The organism is Cytophagia bacterium CHB2 (assembly GCA_030263535.1).
Lineage (GTDB): Bacteria > Zhuqueibacterota > Zhuqueibacteria > Zhuqueibacterales > Zhuqueibacteraceae > Coneutiohabitans.
Genome location: SZPB01000055.1, coordinates 1 through 23058, shown reverse-complemented (window position 1 = coordinate 23058; position 23058 = coordinate 1). Strand labels below are relative to the sequence as shown.

At 53.8% G+C, this 23058-nt stretch carries 18 protein-coding genes; 9 read left to right on the top strand and 9 right to left on the bottom strand.

All coding sequences use genetic code 11. The annotated features are described in order from the left end of the window. The 6 genes from FBQ85_07875 to FBQ85_07850 all read right to left on the bottom strand — a co-directional run. Nucleotides 1-1328: ABC transporter ATP-binding protein (locus tag FBQ85_07875; protein MDL1875077.1), on the bottom strand; the 1328-nt coding region annotated here is incomplete at its 3' end. 69 nt (nucleotides 1329-1397) lie between these two features. Next, a complete protein-coding gene (locus tag FBQ85_07870; protein MDL1875076.1) occupies nucleotides 1398-3335 on the bottom strand; it encodes an ABC transporter ATP-binding protein in 1938 nt (645 codons plus the stop codon). Then, nucleotides 3332-4441 carry an aminoglycoside phosphotransferase family protein gene (locus FBQ85_07865; GenBank protein ID MDL1875075.1) on the bottom strand — a complete coding sequence of 370 codons (1110 nt, stop codon included), beginning with the start codon at nucleotides 4439-4441 and terminating at the stop codon, nucleotides 3332-3334. Before FBQ85_07865 ends, FBQ85_07870 begins: the two co-directional genes overlap by 4 nt. 113 nt (nucleotides 4442-4554) lie before the next feature. After that, complete coding sequence (locus FBQ85_07860; protein MDL1875074.1) at nucleotides 4555-5019, bottom strand: hypothetical protein; 465 nt, start codon at nucleotides 5017-5019, stop codon at nucleotides 4555-4557. 66 nt (nucleotides 5020-5085) lie between these two features. Further along, nucleotides 5086-6318 (bottom strand): hypothetical protein, encoded by a 1233-nt coding sequence (locus FBQ85_07855; protein ID MDL1875073.1) that lies wholly within the window; start codon nucleotides 6316-6318, stop codon nucleotides 5086-5088. A gap of 50 nt (nucleotides 6319-6368) precedes the next feature. After that, nucleotides 6369-7592, bottom strand: coding sequence for a hypothetical protein (locus tag FBQ85_07850; GenBank protein MDL1875072.1), 1224 nt, complete (start codon nucleotides 7590-7592; stop codon nucleotides 6369-6371). A 1210-nt stretch (nucleotides 7593-8802) separates the two neighbouring features. Between FBQ85_07850 and FBQ85_07845 the strand changes: the two genes are divergently transcribed. From FBQ85_07845 to FBQ85_07805, 9 genes are all read left to right on the top strand, one after another. Further along, on the top strand, nucleotides 8803-9321 hold the full coding sequence (locus FBQ85_07845) for a hypothetical protein (GenBank protein ID MDL1875071.1): 519 nt from the start codon (nucleotides 8803-8805) through the stop codon (nucleotides 9319-9321). Between the two features lie 275 nt (nucleotides 9322-9596). Next, on the top strand, nucleotides 9597-10919 hold the full coding sequence (locus tag FBQ85_07840) for a TolC family protein (protein MDL1875070.1): 1323 nt from the start codon (nucleotides 9597-9599) through the stop codon (nucleotides 10917-10919). Continuing rightward, a complete protein-coding gene (locus FBQ85_07835) occupies nucleotides 10867-11901 on the top strand; it encodes a hypothetical protein (GenBank protein MDL1875069.1) in 1035 nt (344 codons plus the stop codon). Before FBQ85_07840 ends, FBQ85_07835 begins: the two co-directional genes overlap by 53 nt. Beyond that, on the top strand, nucleotides 11898-13109 hold the full coding sequence (locus tag FBQ85_07830) for an efflux RND transporter periplasmic adaptor subunit (protein ID MDL1875068.1): 1212 nt from the start codon (nucleotides 11898-11900) through the stop codon (nucleotides 13107-13109). Before FBQ85_07835 ends, FBQ85_07830 begins: the two co-directional genes overlap by 4 nt. After that, nucleotides 13109-16171, top strand: coding sequence for an efflux RND transporter permease subunit (locus tag FBQ85_07825; GenBank protein ID MDL1875067.1), 3063 nt, complete (start codon nucleotides 13109-13111; stop codon nucleotides 16169-16171). Before FBQ85_07830 ends, FBQ85_07825 begins: the two co-directional genes overlap by 1 nt. Nucleotides 16172-16310: 139 nt before the next feature. Continuing rightward, on the top strand, nucleotides 16311-16520 hold the full coding sequence (locus FBQ85_07820) for a hypothetical protein (GenBank protein MDL1875066.1): 210 nt from the start codon (nucleotides 16311-16313) through the stop codon (nucleotides 16518-16520). 4 nt (nucleotides 16521-16524) lie between these two features. Then, nucleotides 16525-17793 carry a TolC family protein gene (locus FBQ85_07815; protein ID MDL1875065.1) on the top strand — a complete coding sequence of 423 codons (1269 nt, stop codon included), beginning with the start codon at nucleotides 16525-16527 and terminating at the stop codon, nucleotides 17791-17793. 2 nt (nucleotides 17794-17795) lie between these two features. Continuing rightward, complete coding sequence (locus FBQ85_07810; protein MDL1875064.1) at nucleotides 17796-18731, top strand: efflux RND transporter periplasmic adaptor subunit; 936 nt, start codon at nucleotides 17796-17798, stop codon at nucleotides 18729-18731. Beyond that, a complete protein-coding gene (locus tag FBQ85_07805; protein MDL1875063.1) occupies nucleotides 18728-21790 on the top strand; it encodes an efflux RND transporter permease subunit in 3063 nt (1020 codons plus the stop codon). Before FBQ85_07810 ends, FBQ85_07805 begins: the two co-directional genes overlap by 4 nt. Nucleotides 21791-21903: 113 nt before the next feature. On the opposite strand, the gene FBQ85_07800 is transcribed toward FBQ85_07805, so the two are convergent. The 3 genes from FBQ85_07800 to FBQ85_07790 all read right to left on the bottom strand — a co-directional run. Continuing rightward, nucleotides 21904-22068: a phosphatase PAP2 family protein gene (locus tag FBQ85_07800; protein ID MDL1875062.1), complete on the bottom strand. Its 165-nt coding sequence runs from the start codon at nucleotides 22066-22068 to the stop codon at nucleotides 21904-21906. Beyond that, entirely contained in the window at nucleotides 22010-22741 is a 732-nt protein-coding gene (locus tag FBQ85_07795; protein MDL1875061.1) for a phosphatase PAP2 family protein, read from the bottom strand. The genes FBQ85_07800 and FBQ85_07795 overlap by 59 nt, the downstream gene beginning before the upstream one ends. Nucleotides 22742-22747: 6 nt before the next feature. After that, nucleotides 22748-23058 (bottom strand): phosphatase PAP2 family protein (locus FBQ85_07790; GenBank protein MDL1875060.1); only part of this gene is annotated, 311 nt, incomplete at its 5' end.

The window sequence follows — 23058 nt, the reverse complement described above, 5'->3', positions numbered from 1 at the left end:
GTGATTTCGCGGAGATTGTGGCCATCGATCAGGATTTGCCCTTTTTGCGGATCGTAGAAACGCAAAAGCATGCTGATGAGCGTTGATTTGCCCGCGCCGCTGTGGCCGACGAGCGCAACCGTCTCGCCCGGCTCCGCAGCGAAGCTGAGATTTCTGATAACCTCGACGCCCGGATGATAGCCAAAACTCACCTCGCGAAATTCGACCCGGCCGGTAAACGGCGGTGCGGGGATGGCGTTGGGCGCGTCTTGCATGACCATGTCGCATTCGACCAAATCCAGCAGCCGCTCGCCGGCAACCTGCGCTTTGGCGACGTCGAGCATCATTTCGGCGAACTTGTCGATCGGGCGATAGAGATTGCGCAGATACGCAGCAAACAAAACCAGCGTGCCCGGCAGCAGCAATCCATCCAACGCCAGCAGGCCGCCGTAACCGACGACCAAGCACGTGCCGATGGCGGCGAGATTGTCGCTAATGCGCTTAAACAGTTTGGCAAGCCGCCGCGCTTCGATTTCAGAGTGCAGGCTTTCGCGATTCTCCGAGGCAAAGCGCGCTTGTTGCAAATCTTCGCGGCCATACGCCTGCACCAGCGCCATCGCCGTGACGTTTTCGGCGATGATCGAACTGACTTCGGTTTCTTTGTTGCGTTTTTTCGCGGTGGCTTCTTTCACATCGCTGCCCATGCGGCGATTGATGAAATACAAAACCGGGATGATGCTGAACGCGAGCAGCGCCAGCCGCCATTCCAGCACTAGCATCAAAGCCATGTGGCTGACAATCATCACGACGCGATAGATGAAATTGTCCGGCAACTGCACGAGAATGATTTTCGCGTCGTCGATGTCCGAGGTCAGCCGGTAAATCAGATCGCCCGAGCGCGCCGATTCCTGGAACGACAGCGACAGCCGCTGCAAATGGATGAAAACGCGCTCACGAATGTCGGTGGCGATCATCTCGCCGGCGCTGAGCAACCCGACTTTGTGCACCGTGTTGGCGAGGCTCTCGAAAATCCGTAACAGCAAAAACGCCAGCGCCAGCGCCACAAGCAGAACGAGCGGATCCGTGCCGAGCCATTGCGTCACAAAGGCTGCCTGGGGCGGCAGCGGCGTTTTCAGAATCACGTAATCCAGAATGAGCTTCAGCGGCCACGGAATGAGCAGCGCAATGAGAATCGTGAGCAGCAGGCCGGTATAAACTTTGGCAAAAAGCTTCCAGTGCTTTTTGTAGTGGCGCCCGAATACTTTATACAAGCGCATAAGCGTGCGAAAGCTGACACGCTTGCGCTCCTTTTTCGATTTTGAGGTTTTGGATTTCTCCTTACTGCTCATCAATAAGCCTCGATGTTATGCGCATTCGTAGTAACGTCGTTCGTCGTGATGCGTTCAGGCAGAGAGTCTTCAAGAACTGGCCAGCGTTGCCACAGCCTGCGATTCAAATTGTCCATTCTTGCCGTTGGCAATAACCTCCTCACGCGCGATTTCCTTTTGCCGGCCGAATTGCAGTTCATACAACTCGCGATATTGCGGGCTTTCGCGCAGGAGTTGTTCGTGCGAACCATAATGCGCCACCTCGCCCTCTTCCAGCAAGAGTATTTTTTCGGCGGCCGCGATGGTGGAAAATTTATGGGCGATGATGAACGTTGTCTTGCCGCGCGTGAGCCGGTGGATGGCCGCATTGATTTGCGCTTCGGCGCGCGCATCCAAACCCGTCACCGGTTCGTCGAGAATCATCAGCGGCGTGTTGCGGATAATGGCGCGCGCGATGTTGATGCGCTGTTTCTGGCCGCCGGAAAGATTGTCGCCGCCCTCGTACATCATGGTGTCGTAGCCTTCCGGCATGCGCATGATGAAATCGTGCGCCTTGGCCAGTTTGGCCGCCTCAATGATATCTTCTTCGGTCGCGCCGGATTTGCCAAAGGCAATATTCTCGCGCACGGTTTGGCGAAACAGCTTGGCTTCCTGCAAGACGATCGTCATCTGATCGCGCAAGGATTTGAGCGTGAATTGGCGCAGATCCTGGCCATCGATCAAAATCTGGCCCTGCTGCGGATCGTAAAAACGCAGCAGCAAACTGATGAGTGTTGATTTTCCCGCGCCACTGTGGCCGACCAGGGCCATGGTTTCACCCGGCTCGACCGTGAAATTCAGATTCTTTAGAACCTCGCGGCCTTTTTTATAAGCAAAGCTGACGTTCTTGAATTCGACGCGGCCCTGAAACGCCGGCGCCGGCGCGGCCTTCGGATCATCCTGCACGATCATGTCGTTTTCGACCAGCTCGAGCAAGCGCTCGCCGGAGACTTGCGACTTGGCAATGCCGAGAAAAAGCTCGCTGAACTTCTCAAAGATGCCGTAGATGTCGCGCATGTAAGCCATGAACACGACCAGCGTTCCCGGCAGAATGGCGCCCTCGAGCGCATAGAGGCCGCCGAAGTAAAGCACGCCGGCGGCGCTCAAGGCCACCAAAAATTCCACAATACGGGCGAACGTCCGGCTCAAGCTTAGGGCGCGAAGCTGCGCCTGCAAGCTTTCCTTATTGCCGGAGGTGAAGCGCGCGCGTTCGGTTTCTTCGCGGCCATAGGCCTGCACCAGCGCCATAGCCGTGACGTTTTCGGCAATAATCGAAGCGACCTTGCCTTCCTGCTTGCGCTTTTTCGTGATGGCAGTGCGCATGCCGCCGCCGAAATACTTGGTGAAAAAATAAATCAGCGGCATGGTGCACAGCCCGATGAGGCCGAGGCGCCAGTCGAGCGCCAGCATCAAACCGGCATAAACCGCGAAGCTCACGACGCGGTTGGTCAAGTCCTGCGGAAAATCGATTAGCACCTTTTTCATCTCTTTCACATCGGCAGTCAAGAGATAAATCAGGTTGCCGGATTGCATCGACTCGTGAAAAGATAACGACAATCGCTGCAAATGCGAGAACACCCGCTCACGAATGTCGGCATTGATGCGGTCGCCGGTGGCGGAAACCCAAAATTTGTTAAAGTACGAAAACGTCGCTTCCAGAAACGCGATGACGACGATGGACAGCGCGAGCAACAGCAGGAGCAGCCGGGGATTGCCGGAGTAGAGCGGATTGAGAAATGAGAAAAATTCCGGCAGCGGTTGTTTCAGAATGATGTGATCCAAAATCAGCTTGAGCGGCCACGGCGTCAACACCATTACGCCGATGGTGCCGAACAGGCACAAATAGGCGACCGTCAGGATTTTCCAGTATTTCTTGTAATGACGGCCAAATACTTTGTAAATCCTGACCAGCCCTTTAAAATTGAGCTTTTCGCGCTCATTTTTGCCACCCATTTGCCGTAATTTTGAGAGGTTGTCGAACAAACTCATCTGTGTGCCTCGTCTCGAACATCCCCGTTGAGCAATTCCGCCACCGCCGCATCAATTAATGAACGGCGGAGACCGACGGAGCGACAAGACTCTGCAACCGTCTCAACCGCCGCGATGCCCTGTTCAATTAAATATTGCGCCTGCTCATGCCAGCCTTCGGCTTGCAGGCGAAAACTTTTGCAGGCGCGGCGCAAATAACTCAATCCTTCATACAGCGGAATTCTGGCGGCGATGCTGCGATCCATCAAGGAAAAATATTCCTCCAGAAAAACCTGAATCAGCTCGGCAATCACGGGATTCGTACGAGCCTTGCTCTTCATGAACACCAGCAAATTTCCCAGATCGGTGGCGGGATCGCCATAACTCAGCACATCGAAGTCGATCAACCAGGTATGGCCGTTTTCCAAATGAACCTGGCCGAGATGGAAATCGGCATGCACCGGCGCGAGTTCGATATCTCCGAACGCGGCTTCGCTATCAAAGGCCTGCTCCACCAGGTAATTGATTGACGGCGCCAGTTCCGGACAAGCACTTGCCAAAACCTCGTGGCCCGGATGACAGCGCAATAAATGTTCTTTGACGGTGAACAGGCGGCTGGGAACGATTGGGCATTTGTGCAATTTCGCCAGGGCACGGGCTAACTGGCGGAAATGCTCTTTTTGCGCCGATTGCTTCAACAGCATCTTGAGCGACAGCCCCGGCACTTCTTCCTGCAAGAGCATGGAAAGTGAGGGCAGGAATTCGATCGGCTCCGGAATGCTGATGCCATCGGCAGCCGTGCGCGAAAAGCCGCACGACCAAAGTTGCCGCATATTATCGAACAGCAAAATTCCCAGATTGGTGTTGAGCACTTTGCCGATGACGCGCCATTGCACGTCTGCGCCGCGCTCCGGATCAAAGGCAGAGATATGATAACGCAGCACGCAGCGGTAGGTATGGCGTTGAAGGACTTCGAGGCGGAAGTCCTTGACCTGCAGATTATGTCCAAAGCGCTGTTTGAGCTTCGCAGCGAAGACGGCTCTCATCCGGTCTTGGTCCAACGCGTTTTGGATGGCGCGCAACGTATCTTCGCGCTCACGTTCATAAGGGACTGTCGCCACAGTCATGTCGCAGCTCCCAGAGGTTTATGGCATGTCTGGAATGACGCAGTCCCTTGCGCCTGAAGTGTCAGTGGTTGAAGTGTATTTGCACTTAGCCGGTGAAATCCAATTCCCACTTTTCAATCATCGTAAAACATGGTCCTTTCATCAACGACTACGGTAAAACCGAGCACTTCCAAAGCCCTTTTCTCACAATCAACCCTGTCGATCTCGCCCTGCAGTTCTGCAACGTTGAAGCCCTGGGGATCTTTCATCTTGATTTTCTCCGGCACAAACTTCCCGGATTCTAGATGCTTGCCGATTAGCTTCACTCGATCTCCGGCCTTTAGGCCATGCAAGCTGATTTTATTGCGCAGCAAGTCTTTGATCGTGACTGCGCCTGGCAATGCGATTTCGTGATCGAGGATGCACAAGGCGCTTTGTTCATATGCGATGCGCTGTATCACACTCTCAATTACCGCCTCCTCGGCTGCACTGTTCAGGGTAATCGAGTGCGCCACAAATACACCACCGTCTCCGGGCTTCCCCTTCATCTTCACCTTCTGTCCGGCCTTGCAGTCATTGAAACCGGTGAACTCCGGCATGAAAATCATCCTCCACATGAATTGATGTACTCAGGTCTGAGTTGGGCAGAGCCCCCACGATCCGCATCACAGCGCGGATAACATCAAGGCGGCGGCGTTCGAGGCGCCATTGAGATCCGGAAGCATCGCTTCATTCATTCCGTTGCCGTTCTCGAGCTTGTGAGAAATGTTCTCAGCCAGGTACTCCGCGTTCAAATCTTGCAGTTGAATGGTGTCGAATAAACCGCGCTCGGTCATGATGCGGCACCGCATGGTTTGTTCCGCGCTCGGTCCCGGGCGCGGAACAATGATGGCATTCTTGCGAAATCGCATGATTTCAGCGATGGTATTGTAGCCCGCCATGGAGACAACCAGATCGGCGCGCCGGAGAAAGCGTATGCTATCTTGGCCCAGCCTTGTAACAGTGACCGGCAAGCCTTTGGCCTTTTGCGTCAGAAGCTGGCGCTGGTCTTCGTGCATGAAAGGACCGGTTGAGACCAAAGCATTAAAAGAGGCACGTGGGGCCAACAGTCGAACCGCATCCAAAAAAGAATCCATAAAGTAGCTGGCATCGGCGCCGCCACCTCCGGTGACCAGAACGAATTTTTTGCGAGGCTCCGCAAAAAAGTTCTTCAGGAAACCATTTTCGGAAGTCGTTTTGACATCTTCGCGGCAGACATAGCCGCAGTATTGTGTCTTGGCAACCAGTTCCGGCGTGAATTGATATTCCTCGGTCGAGTTAAAAACATCCGGGCATCCGTAAATGCAGACATGATCATAAAAAGACATGGCCGCTTCGAAAGCGCCTTCCCTTTTCCATTGTTTATGTATGGTATCGGGCGCGCCCAGGATGTCACGCAGGCCCAAGACGATCTTGGTTTCCGGGCACTGCTCTCTCAGCGCCTGCAGGGGAACGGCTAATTCTCCCAAAGCCCCGTGCGGCATATGGTCCACCAGGAAAAAGTCGGGTCGAAAGCCCAGGGCTGCACTTTGAATGATCTCCGAGCGGATTTTCAATACCTCTTGATAATTCATCGGAAGTCGGTTCGGACGCCAGACTCCGGAATCGATCTTCACCATGGTCGGGATCTTGATGAAATCACACTGGGCCGGCAGCTTGAAAAAGGGGGCCACTGGAGAGTCGGCGATAATTAAGATTGAGGCGCGGGGGCTGCGTTTGACAATCTGCAAACAGATGTTGAGATTGCGCCGCAAATGGCCCAAGCCGAAGCCGTCTTGAGAGTAAATCAGAATCTTCACCGCTACGCTGCGAGTCATAAAAGCTCTCATGAAGTTTTCTCTATGAGGACTCGAATACATTGATTTGCAACGAGGCCCTGCTCGTCGATGTCTTGAACAAAAGCCGTTTTTCAGACGGCCTGGCGCAGCGCTCGAGATTTCAGCCCGCCCAGAACCGTAATGCGCTCGACGATTTTATCCAATCCGTTAAGAGGTACTCGCACATCGTCCAGAGGAACAGTCAACTCGGGGCCGCCAAACAGACTCGAATGCACCATCTCGTTCAAGCGCTCCGCTGACAATTCTCTGGGGGGCAGGCGCCTAACGATGCCGAGTTGTTGAAAAATCTCGGCACGGAGCAAATGTTCATTGGGAGGCGCGAGAGGAGGAGCTATGACTGCCCTTTTGCGATAGGATAGAATTTCACAAAGGCCATTATAGCCTCCGTTGCTTACCACCAAATGAGCATGTTTCACGTACTGGCCAACATTCTTGCTGAAGCGGTGAAGAATCACGCCCGGCAATTTGTCCGCGCGATCCTTGAGCAAGGCTTTCTCTCGACTTGGCATCATCGGGCCAGTGACGATCACACTCTGAAAGTGTGCTGCATTGCCATTGCGTTCGAGTGAACGGAGGTAGTTGTCAATGAGTTCAAACCCCTGCGCTCCGCTGCCGGTCGTGAGCAACACATAAGGCTTCTTGTTTTGCCTCATGCCGATAATATCTTTATGGACGCGGGACGAGGTCGCGCGCGGTGGACGCAAATACCCGGTGTAGTAGCACTTTTTCGCAACAGTCGCTGGCATTTGGTAATTGTGGGATTGATCAAAGATCTCCTGCGATCCATAGATCCAAACTTCGTCACAATACTGCTCTAGCGCGCGATAAAAGTCCTCGCGATTCCAATCGCGACGTATCATATCCGGATCACCAATGACGTCGGACAAACCCCAAATCAGCTTTGTCTTCGGCAGGTGTTCCCGCACAAACGCCAAGAGTCGGGGCATTTCTTCCTGCATCCCAATGGGATCCCGCTCGACAATAAAAAAGTCCGGGTGAAAAGTTTTGATCGCACTCTTGGTGATCTTGCGGCGAATTGTCAGCGTTTCATCCAACTCAATATTCAGGTTGCCCCGGTATTGATAGGAATTGTATTTGTTCGCTATGCCCGGCAAGTGAACGTAATCAACGTTTCCTGGGAATTTGAGACGGCCAATAATCGAAAGGTCCGTCAATACCAGAATGGAACAGTCCGCCAGATTCTCGGCAAGATGTGAAGCCACCATCATAGTGCGCATGGTATGGCTGAGTCCTGCCCGGTCATGGCAGTACATCAAAATCCGTAGCGAGCTCATTCAGCATCCCGTGGTTTGATTTCGGCGCAGCGAAGCCTCACGACTTGCTTGCTGTAACGAAAACACCGATCCTATCCGCCAAACTTGCAAAGCAATCGCTTTGACAAAACCAAGTTTGGCTCGCCAAACAACCGATCAATCCTTTGATACGGCTATGAAATATGTGGGAGGTAGGAACCGCACTGCCTGCACGAATAGTTGTGTGCGTATGGTGTTGCCACACATCCATTGTGCAGTCCACTGCGAATGAGGTGCGCCGGCAGGTGAAAGCAATCCTGGTGCAATTGCTGCGTCCGACCGGAACTTCCAAGAACGAGAAGGGAAAGCCCTTTCGAAAGCATCACTGATGAATGCTATTCACCAATCATTCATCGTGGTGCGATCTATACAAACTACTGTACAGCGATGCGGAAAGCACAATCATTGTCCGCCAAACCCAAAATTCCGAATTTATTTTGGTTTGCAATCGTTCTGGCATTACTTGGTAGTTGTAAGGATACGCCGCAATGTAAAGGAATGTGAAATAGGGTGTGGCTTAGCAGGCACGCTAGGTCTGCCTGCCAATTCGTTATTGGCTTATGGTATTCTTATGGGAGGATGCTAACGCGGAGGGTGAATGTGGAGAAGGACAAGGCCAAGAGGTGTGGCTGGAAACGCGGTGTTTCTTGGAACCGTCACAAATAAGTATTTCTTTTCGGAAATCATTTAGGAGTGCCATTTAAATAACTTACTCATTTTTGAAACCGCGAATGAACGCAAATATTCGCTAATTTCAAAATTCGCGTTTATTAGCGTCCATTCGCGGTTTGTGATATGGGCAAGTTATTTAAGCGAGAATCCTTATTGCCCAAAAAAGACTTTCCGGCTATGCCTCTAGAAATCAGCAAACCAGAGTTACGCCTCCTTTTCCGCAAAATCCGGGATCAAGCGTCGTGACTCTTCAGAGCAAGCGATAGCCACCACGAGGGCTTTTAGAAAAGACAGCCCGGGCATGCCTGGAATTTTACTCACAATTTGCAACCTTAAGACCTCCCCATGACATCTTGCGGTTGCATTCTTCGTATATTGCCCGGGCGCATACAAAAACATCGTGTGCAATGCAGGTATACCGCCACGCATGCTGAATACGACGTTCATGCATCAAGAAGAGTTTCTTCAATAATGGCTTTCGCAGGTACAACATCTCCGAACTTTCTAACTGAGGTGTGAAATGATCCCAAAAACCAACGTCGTGTCCGCCATGCTGATACTGGGGCTATCGGCCTCCATGTCAGTGGCGGGAAACCCCTCCGGGTTGACCCGGCAAGATTGCCGGCAGATTTTTCCAGGCACGAATTCTTCCGAGGCTGTCAGAACACTCGGCTCCGGCGTGCAGTGGACCGAAGCTTGGGAGCGAGGTTCGTGGGGACCAGCCGAAGAATTCCGCGGCTACATTTTGCTGAAATCCCTGCAACACGAGGGCAAGACGATTACCGTTCTGCTGGGCGTGACGAATACAGACGTTATTTCCAGCGCGAAAATTAAAGGCAACGGCGGCGCTGAAGAGGAATTCCTCAGCCAATTTCACGGAAAATCCGTGCGGCAGAATTTTGCCTTGGCGCGGACACCGGAAGATCTCTTGTCCGTGCCGGCCAAAATTCGGATGATGCAGGGCAACCTCTCGCTTTCCGAAAGCCTGGTGCAGGCTGTAAACGACATCGCGCTTGCCGCTGTCAACGTGATGAAGTAATGCTCGAAATTGCATGAGTTTTCCATGTAAGTTTGTAGCAATGCTTGCATGGGAAACTCTTGCATGCACTTTCGTTTCATGCCTCGCAGGTTTCTCGCCGCTCGTCATACCCTCCTTCTCAATTTTCCCATCGTTCACGAGTATACTTTTACGGCAAAATCACGGCAAATCAATTTGCGCATTTTTCCCGGTTATCAGGTACAAGCATGAAGCTTTAACGATGCCACCAACGGCAAGACGCCTGAATTGAAATTCAAGATCAATGTAGAGTACTTATGTTTCGCGTTTTTGCATTCCTAGCAATCCTGATCTTCGCGGGTTGTGCCGCGCGCTCCCCTTACAATCGCGATTATGTTTCCACTTCAATTGCTCAGCATACCGGCCATCCGCTGATAACAGAGCAGCAAACTGGCGAGTGGCATTTGCCGCCCGGCATCGTGTTGGCGGATGGACTTACCCAAGATGAAGCGGTTGCACTCGCGTTATGGCATAACGCCCAGTTTCAGGCCGATCTCACCGAACTTGGTTTTGCACGCGCCGACCTGATCGAAGCCGGTTTGCTGCGCAATCCGATGTTGTCGCTGCTTTTTCCCGTTGGCCCGAAACAACTCGAAGCCACATTGACCTTGCCGATCGAAGTATTGTGGCAGCGGCCGAAACGGATGGCCGCCGCCAAGCTTGAGACGCAACGAGTTGCCGAAAATTTGGTGCAACATGGCCTTGACCTCGCACGCGATGTGCGCGTCGCGTATGCCGATCTGGTGCTGGCGCAGGCGCAAAATCAAATCGCTGAAGAGAATTTTCACTTGCAGGCTGAAATTGCAGAAATTGCTGCGGCGCGTCAGCGCGCCGGCGACATCAGCGCGTTGGAAGCTTCCACTACGCGACTCGAAACGTTGCGAGCACAAGAGGCCGCAGTGAATTTTGCCGCAGGCGCTGAGCTTCTTCGCACGCGATTAAACACTCTATTGGGAATGAACCCATCGGATACGAGTTTTACCCTTTCGCCCGAACCGGAAGTGGAATTGCCTCAGCAAAACCTCCCAGAGCTTTTGCGCGCCGCCTTTGCCTCACGGCCGGATTTGCGCGCGGCTGAGCTTGCCATCGAAGCGGCCGGCAAACGCCTGGGCTGGGAACGCGCAAAGATCCTCAACCTAACCGGCGTTCTCGACGCCAATGCTGCCGGCAAAGAAGGTTTTGAGTCAGGACCGGGCGCACAAATCGAGCTTCCACTGTTCAATTGGAACAACGGCAAAATCGCGCGCGCACAAGCACAAATCGAGCAAGCCGCACGGCAATATCTCGCCGTGAAGCATCGTCTTGCGTTGGAAGTTCAGGACGCATACACGAATTATCTGGCCGCACAACAGGCGCTTGCCCTCTGCCGAACAGAATGGGTGCCGACTGCCAGTGAATCGGCTCGTCGCGCGCGGACAGCCTACACTGCCGGAGAAGTTTCATATCTATTTGTGCTCGAAATCGACCGCCAACTTCTAGAGGCGCGCTTGCGTGAAGTTGAGGCCGCGGCGAATTCACACCGCGCTCATGCACGCCTGCAACACAGTGTCGGATTCTATCATGCCAAACATGAAAACTGAATTCTACCCAAAAACAATATTGCCGCAAATTAGCCTCTTTGTGGAGCTGGGCTTACGGTTATTCCGCGCTGCGGTGAGTGGTTTTTTCATATCCTGCTTGATCATTCGCTTTCTGTTGAAAGATAGAATAGATGCGTTTTCGGTAGTGTACTATTGCACGCCCTTGCCGGTTCTCGCGATTTTTTCGTTGCTGCTGGGTATGATTTGGCTGTGCAATAAACGTCGCCGGGTGGCCAACGCTTGTTTTATATTTACCCTTGCATGCCTGGCGACATGGTCTTACAAAAATATCTCACTGAATTCTCGTGCGCCGGCAGCCGGCGATGTAAAGCTGTTCTTTTGGAATGCCGCCAATAACAGGCGGGCCGGGGAAATTACCGACTACGTTCAAAATTTTAATGCGGACATTATCGGATTTGTCGAAGCCGGAATCGGTAAAAAGAAAGTAGTTATGTGGCAGAACGTATTTCCCAATTATGAGGTGCACGTCTTGCCCGGCGATATGGCCTTGCTCACCAAAGGAAAAATTCTATCAACGGAATCAGGATCTCTCAGCAAACGCGGCCGTTTTAACTTGCTCAAAGTCGCTTTAGAGGGGCGATTCTTTTATGTCTTGCTCGTGGATATTGACGGCGACCCTCTGCGGTCGCGCGCCCCCGCATTCGAGCAGTTGGCGGAGATGATCCGCTTTTATGCGCACGAAAATCTTATCGTGATGGGAGATTTCAACACGCCTTTGGATTCCATATTATTCGAGCCTTTTCGGCAATATCTCGCGCATGCGTTTGAGAGCGCTGGCATGGGATTTTCCCCCTCGTGGCCGGTGCCGTTACCGGTTTTGGTAATCGACCATATCTGGGTTAGCAAAAAATTAACGGTCGTCAACTGTAACCTGAATTGGTCCCGGTTTTCAGATCATCGCTCGGTGGTAGCCCACATTGAACCACCCTCTGGCGCAGCGGGTGAAACTTGTTTGAGATGATAATGAACCCCAATTTTAACCAGCGCTTTTTTCTTATAGTTCTGCTCGCGTCTCTCACCCGCATATGGAGCTGCTCGAGCGAAACCCAAACTTCGGCCAGCGCTATACCGCCGGCGAAGGTTGCCAACGGCGTTAAAGAATCTGAGCTCACGACTGTTACGCTTTCGCCCGAGGCCGAACAGCGGCTTGGCATCGAGACTGCGGCCGTGGAAAAACGACAACTCGCCCGCAGGTTACGGCTGGGTGGAGAAATTGTCGCCATTCCCGGACGCCGCATTTTTGTCACCGCGCCGGTCGCGGGTGTGATCGTTGCGCCCAACGGGCGATTGCCGCAGGCCGGCATGCGTGTGCGCAAAGGCCAGGCGATTTTCTCTTTATTACCGTTGCCTGCCGAACGCGATTTGCTGGGCTCGCCGGATGAAGTCGTTTTGAAAAAAATGCAGTTTGACGTGGCGCAAGCCAAAGCCCAGCGCGCCGCGCAATTGCTGCATGACAACGCCGGAAGCGTGAAAACCAAAGAAGAAGCAGACACCGAGTTGCTTGCGGCTGCTGCCGCCTTCAAAGCTGCCGAGGCGCGCTTGCATCTTGCCAACAGCACCGTCGCAGATTCTGCAACGCTGGCGACGGCGACGATGGCGCTGGCTTCACCTTTTGATGGCGTGCTGCAAAAAATCAATATTGCGCCGCGCCAAACTGTCGCTGCCGGCGCGGAACTGTTTGAAGTTGTCGGGCAGAATACCGTGTGGGTGCGCGTGCCGGTTTATGTCGGCGATCTCGCCACCATCGACGAGCAGCAGCCGGCGCAGATCGAAGCTTTCGGTGACGCTTCCGGCGTCTCGCAACGCATCGCCAAACCAGTGCAAGGCCCGCCGCTCAGCGACGCCAACGCCGCTTCCGCCGATCTTTTTTTTGAGATGGAAAATAGCGATGGCCAATTTCGTGTCGGCGAAAAAGTGCGTGTGACGCTTGCTCAAAAAAATATCGCAGAAAATCTGATCGTGCCGTTTTCGGCGATTCTCTATGATATTCACGGCGGTACCTGGGTTTATACTCGCATGTCGCCGCACACGTACACACGCCAGCGCGTCGAACTGCATCATGTTGTCGATACGCTCGCGGTCCTGGCACGCGGTCCGGACTCGGGCACGGAAGTGGTGATCACCGGCGCCGCCGAAATATTCGGCACCGAGTTCGGAGGCGGCAAATGATGCAATGGCTGGTTGCCACCTCGCTGCGTCTGCGCGTTGCCGTCGTCGTGCTTACGGTGATCTTCATGATCGCGGGCATGCGCATTCTCAGCACCACGGCCTTTGATGTCTTCCCCGAATTTGCGCCGCCCTTGGTGGAAATTCAAACCGAAGCGCCCGGACTTTCAACCGCGGAAGTCGAGGCATTGATTAGCGTGCCGATTGAAAATGCCCTTAACGGCACCTCATGGCTGAAAAAGATTCGCTCCAAATCGGTGCTCGGCCTGTCCTCGGTCGTGTTGTATTTTGCCGAAGACACCGATCTCTTGCGTGCGCGCCAACTGGTGCAAGAACGTCTCGCGCAAGTCGCAGCGAACCTGCCGTCAGTCGCGGAACCGCCGGTAATTCTCTCGCCCCTCTCCTCCACCAGCCGCGTCATGAAAATCGGCATCTCTTCCAGAACCCTTTCCCAAGTGGAAATGACGACGATTGCGAAGTGGACGATCCGGCCGCGCCTGATGGCGATCCCCGGCGTGGCGAACGTTGCGATCTGGGGCCAGCGCGATCGTCAAATACAAGTGCTTGTCGATCCGCAATTTTTGAGCACGCATAAAATTACGATTGATGAGGTCGTTCGTGCGGCGCGTAGCGCCACAGAAATCAGCGGCGGCGGTTTTGTGGATATGCCGAATCAACGCTTATCCGTTTCCCATGTTTCGCTGGTGCATACCCCGCAAGATCTCTCGCATGTACCGGTGGCGATGCGCAACGGTGCGCCTCTCACTCTCGGCAATATCACGAAATTGGTCGAAGGATTTCCGCCGCCGATCGGCGATGCCGTGATCAATGACGGGACCGGGCTATTGCTCATCGTAGAAAAGCAACCCTGGGGCAATACCCTGGACGTGACGCACAAGGTCGAAGCAGCATTGGAAGCGCTTCGCCCCGGACTGGGCGATCTCGAAATTGACCCTACGATCTTTCGCCCGGCGACCTTTATCGAAATGTCGCTGGCGAATCTCAACCGCGCCATGCTCCTGGGGTGTTTGTTGGTGATTTTAGTGCTGGCGTTTTTTCTCAACGATTGGCGTACAGCGTTGATCAGCGTGCTCGCCATTCCCACGTCCCTGGTTGCAGCCGCGCTCGCCTTGCACTATCAAGGCGGCACGATAAACACGATGGTGCTCGCCGGCTTGGTGATCGCGCTCGGGGAAGTGGTGGATGATGCCATCATCGACGTGGAGAACATCATGCGCCGTCTGCGCCTCAATCGCGCAGCAGGGAACCCGCAATCGTCGTTTCACGTTGTGCTCCACGCTTCACTCGAAGTGCGCAGTGCGGTGGTTTATGGCAGCGTCATCGTCGCGCTGGTGTTGTTGCCGGTGTTTCTGCTTGAAGGGTTGTCCGGCGCGTTCTTCCGGCCTCTGGCTCTTTCTTACGTTTTAGCAATTCTAGCGTCGTTGTTGGTCGCCCTCACGCTTACCCCGGCGCTGTCACTGTTGCTGCTGCCGCGGGCCAGCTCGCCTCAAAAGGAAGCGCCCTTGGTGCACTGGCTCAAACGGCGTTATGAAAAAATTCTGCCAAGATTGCTTAATCAGCCCAAGCGCGTCACCGGCATTCTGACTGTGACAATTATTTTGGCGCTGCTGGCGTTCCCTTTCCTGGGTGAAGAATTCCTGCCTCACTTTAAAGAGTATGATTTCCTGATGCACTGGGTCGAGAAACCGGGCACCTCGCTCGAAGCGATGCAGCGCATCACGGAACGCGCCAGCAAAGAGCTGCGCGCCATTCCCGGGGTGCGCAATTTCGGCGCCCATCTCGGTCGCGCCGAAGTAGCCGATGAAGTCGTCGGCCCCAATTTTACCGAGTTGTGGATCAGCCTCGATCCCCAAGTGGATTACGAGCCGACGGTTGCGAAAATTCAAAAAGTCGTCGATGGTTACCCGGGATTGTATCGCGATGTGCTAACGTATTTGCGCGAGCGCATTAAAGAAGTGCTGACCGGCACCAGCGCCACACTCGTCGTGCGCATTTATGGCGAAAATCTCGACATGTTACGGGAACACGCCGAAGCCGTTAAAGCTGCTATTTCCGACGTCGAGGGTGTGATCGACTTGAAAGTGCAACCCCAAATTCTCGTGCCCCAGGTGGAAGTGCGTATTCGGCCAGAAGCCGCAACGAGATTTGGCCTGACACCCGGTGAAGTACGGCGGGCCGCAACCGTTTTGGTGAAAGGTGTCACCGTTGGCGAATTCTATGAAGAACAAAAAGTTTTTGAGGTGGCCGTGTGGGGCGAGCCCGGCACGCGCAATGACGTCGAGGCCATTCGCAATTTAATGATTGCCACACCCACCGGTGGCATCATTCCTCTGCGCGAGGTGGCCGACATCATTATCGCGCCGACGCCGAATCAAATCACGCGTGAGGCGGCTTCACGCTATACCGAGGTGACTTGCAACGTGCGCGGTCGCGATTTGGGCAGTGTCGCTCAGGATATCGAAAACAACGTCCGCGGTATTCACTTTGAGCGCGGCTATCATCCCGAATTTCTCGGCGAATACGCCGCGCAGCAAGCCTCCAAGAACCGCATTTTCATGCTGTCGCTACTTTCGGTTATCGGCATTCTTTTGATCCTGCATGCGGATTTCGCCTCCCTACGCTTGGCGCTGCTCGTGCTCTTGAGTTTACCGTTTGCGCTCGTGGGCAGCATCATCAGTGTGCTCCTCACCGGCGGCGTGCTCTCCCTCGGTTCGTTGGTGGGATTTGTCACGGTTCTCGGCATTGCCGCGCGCAATGGCATTATGCTTATTAGCCATTATCGCCACCTCGAACAGGAAGAAAGCCAGCCGTTTGGATTCGATTTGATCATGCGCGGCGCACAGGAGCGGCTCGCGCCGATTCTCATGACCGCGCTGGCCGCGGCGCTGGCCTTGCTCCCGATTGTGCTTGGCGGCAACCGCCCGGGACATGAAATCGAGCATCCCATGGCGGTCGTTATTCTCGGCGGCCTGGCCAGTTCAACCGTGTTGAATCTTTTCGTGATGCCAGTGTTGTATTGGAGGTTTGGGCGCTACGATCGGTAACAAGAGAAACAAAGGGCGAAAATAAATCTCATGGCCCGGTGAATAGTCGCTGTGCGGTTTTATATATTGGTGATGACGCAGACGCTATATTGTATTGGATGGTTAGAGTTCCGCGCCATGTGGCCACAGGCATAGGTTTTTGATGGTGCACCTCAACAGATTTTTAAAATTGGCGATGGAGTTCGCCGTAACCATTCGCTCCGTTTTTCCTCAAACAATGAATCGAAGTGAAACGGACGAGTTGATGACTCCTACTTTTGAAATGGGTTTTACTGTTTCAGGGGTGGGAGTTTTTAGTTTGAAGGGCATCGATATGATCGCTCACGTTATACAAAAGATGGGATGGTGAATTTATGAAAGCCTCGACCAGGCTCACTTGCTTTGGATTTCTGTTTTTGTTTTTCGGCTGGCGCTCTGGCCTGATGGCCCAAACCGAAACGCTTTCACTCTCACGCTGCCTTGCGCTAGCGGCGCAGAATAGCTTTCGTTTACAGGCTGGCGAGGCGGAAGTGCAGGCCGCTGGCGGAGCTTATCGTGTGGAGCTTGCCCGCTATCTCCCACAGGTTGCCGCCGGGCTTGCTCACAATCAGTTATTCTATCAACAATACAATTATCGCCAGCAAGTGGGACAAGCTCTGCTGGATTGGTCGGCAGGCGACTGGCTGCTCAAGACCGCCGATATCCAGAAAAAAAATCTGTTGGCGCAGCAAGCTAATCGTGAGCAAACCTATTTGGAAATCACGCATCGGGTGGCGCAGCTTTATGTTTCTATTTTGCAAAAACAAGTGAATCGCGAGGTGCTGCAGAATCGTTTCAATTTGCTGAACGAGCATTTACAAATCTCCCAGGCCCTGTGGCAAGCCGGCACGCGCACGCAATTGGACATCCTGCAAACGCAATCGGCGATCAACCAATTGCAGGAAGAAATGCTCGCCGCTGAGCTGGAAGCCGATAATCTGCGGCAAGAACTGGCGAAACGGCTCAATTTGCCGGACTACCGCTCCTTCCGATTGCGAGAATTCCCCGAACGGTTTTTCCAAATGGATTCTCTTTCCAACCTGGCTTTACAACAAAATCCGCTGCTCACCTCTTTGCGCTTTCAATATGAGGCGCAGCAACTTCGCTTGCGAGAGGTGCAGGCCGCGCGGCTACCGCACGTTCAATTGACCGGAGGTTATTTCCTGGATCGCGATCCCACCGCTAATGGTAATTCTTGGCAGGTGGGCGCCGGGTTGCAGTTCCCGCTGTTGCGCTGGGGACTCGGCAAATCCCAGCAGCAGGAAATCCGCGCCGTCGCCCGCGCATTGCAGTTGCAGCAAGCGGAAATCAGCAGAGAATTGCAGATCAAACTGGATCAGCTCAGCGAAAGAACGAAGAAATTGTGGAAAATTTACCAGGTGGAGGAGACGCGGTTCGAAACAAATCGACAGTTGTTGCAACTGGCCACGGCCAATTATCAAGCCGGGTTAATCACCAATCTCGAATATTTGACGGCGCAAAAAGAACTGGCGGAAAACGAATTAACCAAACAAGAGACGCGCTTGGATTATTTGCTCAATCTCATCGAGATTTATACGCTCACCAACCAAACCGCGAAGATTGCACAACTGCAAGGAGAATAGTAATGCGAACCGAATTCATTCAATCAACCCTCGCGCTAATTTTGGCGCCGGTACTTTTCGTCGCCTGCGGAAAAATTGCCGAGCCCGCAGTTGAAAAATCCGCGCCGGTGGTGATGGTGAAGACGGCGCCGGTGAGCCGCACGGATATGGTGGACACGCTCAACATCTTCGGCGCCGTTGCCTTACGGCAGGAGGCGTTTCTGGCTTCACAGTTTGACGGCCGTCTCAGCGACTTTTCGCTGCTGCTCGGCGACCGTGTGCAGAAAGGCGAGCAGGTCGGCACGATCGTTCCCGCCGAACGCGAGGCGTTGTTGCAGGTGACCGAACAGATGCCGGTCGAACTGCGTCCGCTGCTGGAACAGCAAATCAAAACGATCCCGCTCTTCAGCCCGTTGGAGGGTGTTGTACTGGAGGTGATGCATCACACCGGCGATGTGGTGCAAAAAGGCGAACAGATCGTGCATCTCGGTGACTTGAGCGTGCTGGACGTGCGCGGCGATCTGCCGGTACGCGATCTTTCCACTCTGCGGCGGGCCGGCAAAATTTACGTCACTTTCATTGACTATCCCCACGCGCTGCTGGCGCTGCCATTGGAAGAAATTTCCGGTCAGATCAATACCGACAATCAAACGGTAGTGATTCGGCTCCGCTTGGCAAATCCGGCCGGTGAATTTCGCCCGGGCATGTTGGCGCGTTTGGCTTTTCCCTCCGCAGTCCATGCCAACGCGCTGACGATTCCCCGCCCGGCGCTGCAGGAAGAAGAAGGCGTTTTCTACGTTTTTGCACTCAAGGAAAATACCGTGGAAAGGCGCGAAGTCAAAGTCGGAATTTTACACGACGAGGCTGTGGAAATTCTGGAGGGCGTGAGCGAGCATGAAAAAGTCGTGATCGAAAAAGCTTATTCGCTCGAAGACGGAATGGAGGTTGTTGCCGAATGACCGGACTCTCGCGCTTTGCTGTGGAGAACAAGCGGGCAATTGTGTTCTCTGCGTTGCTGCTGTCGATGATCGGATTTTATCTGATCTTTCAAATTTCCGAAGACGTCTTCCCCGGCGCGACGTTTCCTCGCATCGCGGTGTTGGTGGACAACGGCTTTGCGCCGCTGAAACAAATGGAAATGGAAGTCACCAAGCCGATTGAAGAAGCGGTGATGGGCGTGCCGGGCGTGCGCATCGTGCGCTCCACCACCAGCCGCGGTTCCGCGGAAATCAATGTCGATTTCCAGTGGGACGAGGACATGTTCAAGGCCTACCAATTGGTGCAGGCGCAGGTGAGCGGCATTCGCAATCAACTGCCGCCCGAGGTACGGCTCGAAGTGCGCCGCTTCACCTCCAGCACTTACCCGGTTTCCGGCTACAGCTTGTATTCGGATCGACTGGACCTGGTGGCGCTGAACGACTTGGCAGTATACACGATTCGGCCGCAGCTCGCCAGTATTCCCGGCATCAACAACATCGAAGTGATGGGCGGGCATCGGCGTGAATACTGGGTCAATCTCGATCCCAGCAAACTGGCTGCCGTCAATTTGGACTACCGCCAAGTGAGCGAAGCGCTCGGCCAAACCAATGCGGTGCAGTTTGTCGGACGGCTGAATGAATTCAACAAACTCTATCTGAACATCGTCGACAACCGCTATCTGACGATCGCAGAAGTGGGCAGAACTGTGGTCGCCAATCGCAACCCCACCCCAATTCATCTATCGGACATCGCGACCATCGAACCGGCGGTGGAAGAAAACTTCATCAGTTGTGCGAGCAATCAGCATACGGCCGTGTTGTTCACCATCATCATTCAACCGGGCGCCAATGCGGTGGCGGTCACGCGCGAAGTGGAAAAACGCTTGCTGGAAATCCGCAACATTCTGCCGCCGGGCGTCCACATGGAAAAGTGGTACGACATGACGGACTTTATTAAACAATCCATCGGCAGCGTGCGGGACAGCATTTTCTTGGGAGCGTTGCTGACGGTGGTCATTCTCCTGCTTTTCCTGCGCCGTTTGCGTATCACGTTGGTGACTGCGGCCATTATTCCCATTGCGCTGCTCATCACCTTCATTCTGGTCAAACTAACCGGAATGAATTTGAATCTGATGAGCCTCGGCGGTTTGGCGGCCGCTATCGGCATCCTGGTTGACAACGCCATTGTCGTGGTGGAAAATATCGAACGCTTTTTGGAAGAAGGCCATTCCCGCACCGAAGCTGTCGTGCAGGCCACCAGTGAAATCATTTCGCCGCTGATGGGCGCGACGTTGACCACGCTGGTGGTTTTTGTTCCGCTGGTTTTTCTGAGCGGCGTGCCAGGTATTTTTTTTCGGGCATTGGCATTAACGCTTTCGCTGGCCATCGCCGTTTCTATGCTACTGGCGATGTTTCTCACACCGGCGTTGGCCGCGGTTTTCGTTTCCACCAAAAAAACGAAACCCGGACGCGTGCTGCCGCACATTATCGCCGCGCAACAACGCGCTTTGCAATACTCACTCAAAAAACCGCTGCCGGTTTTGTTCTTCATGCTGCTCTTGGGATTCATCTCGGTTTATTCCTACCTGCATCTCCCCAGCGGATTTCTGCCGGAATGGGATGAGAGCACGATCGTACTGGACTATCTGTCGCCGCCCGGCAGTTCCATCGAAGGCACCAAAAGCATGCTCAGCAGCATTGAAGATTATGTCATGACGTTGCCGGAGGTGCAAACTTATTCGTTGCGCACCGGGCGCAGCTTGGCACATCCGCGCACCCACGCTAGCGATGGCGATTTTGTCATCTATTTGAAAAAGGGTCATCAGCGCTCTTCCTTTGAAGTCATGGACGATCTACGCGAGTTTATTGCGAAAAAGGAACCACGGCTGGAACCGGAGTTGTTTCAAGTGCTGCCCGATCGCCTGAACGACTTGAGCGGCGAGATTGCGCCCATTGCGGTCAAAGTGTTTGGCAACAATCTGACTTCAGTTCAGGAGGTCGCCACGCAGATTGCCGATGCGCTGGAGCACATTCCCAACGTGGTGGACGTGTTTCCGGGCTTTGAGCCGGGCGAGCCGGAGTTGAACATTCGGGTCATTCCGGAAGCGGCCAGCCGCTACGGCCTGACCGTCAAAGAAATCAATCGCGCCGTACACATGGCGCTGTGGGGGGAAGAATCTACGACCATGATGGAAGGTTTGAAAATCATTCCGGTGCGCTTGCGCTACGCCAAAACTGATTTCAATCATTTGGAAAAAATCCGCCGGTTGCCCATTTACCTGCCGGAAATCCACCGCATGTTGCCGTTGGAAGAAGTCGCGGAAATCAGCAAAATCCCCGGGCTGTCCGATGTTGATCATGAAAACCTCAGCCAAGTGGTCACTGTGAAGGCGCACATTTCCGGCCGCGATCTCGGCAGCGTCATTCAAGATCTCAAACGTACTCTCGCTGAAATTCATCTGCCACCGGGAGTCTCCATTCAATTGGGCGGCCAATACGAGAGCCAGCAACAAGCCTTCCGCGAGTTGCTGCTGATCCTGGCATTCGGCACGTTTTTGGTCTTCACGATTCTGCTGTTTGAATTTAAATCCTTCCGCTCTTCTTCAGTCATTCTCATGGGCACCGTGCTTGCGGTCAGCGGCGTTTTTCTGCTGCTGTTGGTCACCGGCATTCCGCTGGATATTTCCGCTTTTATGGGCATGATCATGATCGTCGGTGTAGTGGTCAACAACGGCATTCTATTGATCGACTACACCGAACAATATTTGAAAACCTCTCCAAACGTGGCGGAAGCGCTGCTCGCAGCCGGCCGCGTGCGCCTGCGCCCGATCATGATGACAACGGTGGCGACGATTTTCGGATTCCTGCCGTTGGCGTTGGCCATCGGCGAAGGCGCCGAAATGCTGCAGCCGCTGGCCGTGGCGATGATCGGCGGCATGATCGTCTCGATGCCGCTGTCGCTGCTCGTGATTCCGACGCTGTATTATTTGGTGAATCGCGAAAGTATGCGTACTCAGCCAGCAGTGGTTAGGGTTGATTGAAAATGCAAGAATTTGCCCCCGGACAATTTTTCGAGATCCATGTTACTTTATTATAATCTTGGGGCAGTGACTAATTTTGCATGAAACCAAAGGCAGTACAAATGAACGGACTACTACGAAATTCTACGGAGAAGGGTCCCCAGACTTACGTACACAAGCCCGAAAGCTAGCACGCCGATCAGCATGCCGATAAAACTTCCGGCGACAACATCTCGGAGACTATGCACCCACAGCACGACTCGCGAAAAAGCCACGCACACGGCCCATGGCAACAGCAAAAAAAAAACAACTGCGTCGCGGCGTTGACGCCAAAATCAAGCCCATTGCCAGAAAGAAGCTCGCGAAGAACATTGACGCAAAAGCATGTCCGGAAGGAAAGGAATAACCGATGGTCGCGATCCAATGCTCTTTGATCAGACGATGCAACATGAGCGGCGGCGGCTCTGCTTCCAGAACGGTACGCAAAAGCCTGTGCCGCTCTTCTTTTGCGAGTGCATAGAATTCGTTAGCCGGCATTTGCAACGGCCCGGAGCCGTTGTCACCGGCAAGATAAACGATATGCGGCCGGGGCGTCTGGAACACAGCTTTGATCACATACTCATTAAGAGCAGATCCCCCTCCGTTAAAAAGAACCAAGAAGACAAAAATAACAAGGGCTTCGGTAAGGCGTTGCTTTCGGGGAACTCCCGCACGCGACACCAGAAGGCCAAGCATGGCGATGCCGACTAACGGAGCGCATTTCGTTCCTCCCGTTTCCGTGATAACGTAAGCGCACAACGCAAACCATGAATCGAGACTGAAGCAGGGCGTATTTTCCGCATCCCAACTGAAAAACAGAAAAATGATGAGAGGAAAGACATAAACGATTGATACGTGCCCCGTGAGGCTCCGAAGCACGGTTGCAAGGCTGCGAGTGCCGTTCTTAAGCGAGGCGGGGCGTGTATTTCCCATACTGCATCAGAAGGACCAGGCCACGCCAATGCGATCCGTGCCAAGGTAGGGCTTGGCAGACCAACTCGTGGATTGTTGTTTGTGCCGGTTCACGAGCGTGCTTCCGACCCAATAGCCGATCGCGCTTCCCAGCACCACATCTGCTCCCCAATGCCTGTGCGTGTCAAGACGTTGCATTGCGACGGAAACCGCGAGCGTATAACATGGAATTTCCACCCACCAGGAATCATATTGTTTGGCCAGCACCGTCATCAGGGCGAACGCGCCGGTGGCATGACCCGAGGGAAAGGATCGTCTCTCTTCAGCGCCGGAGAATT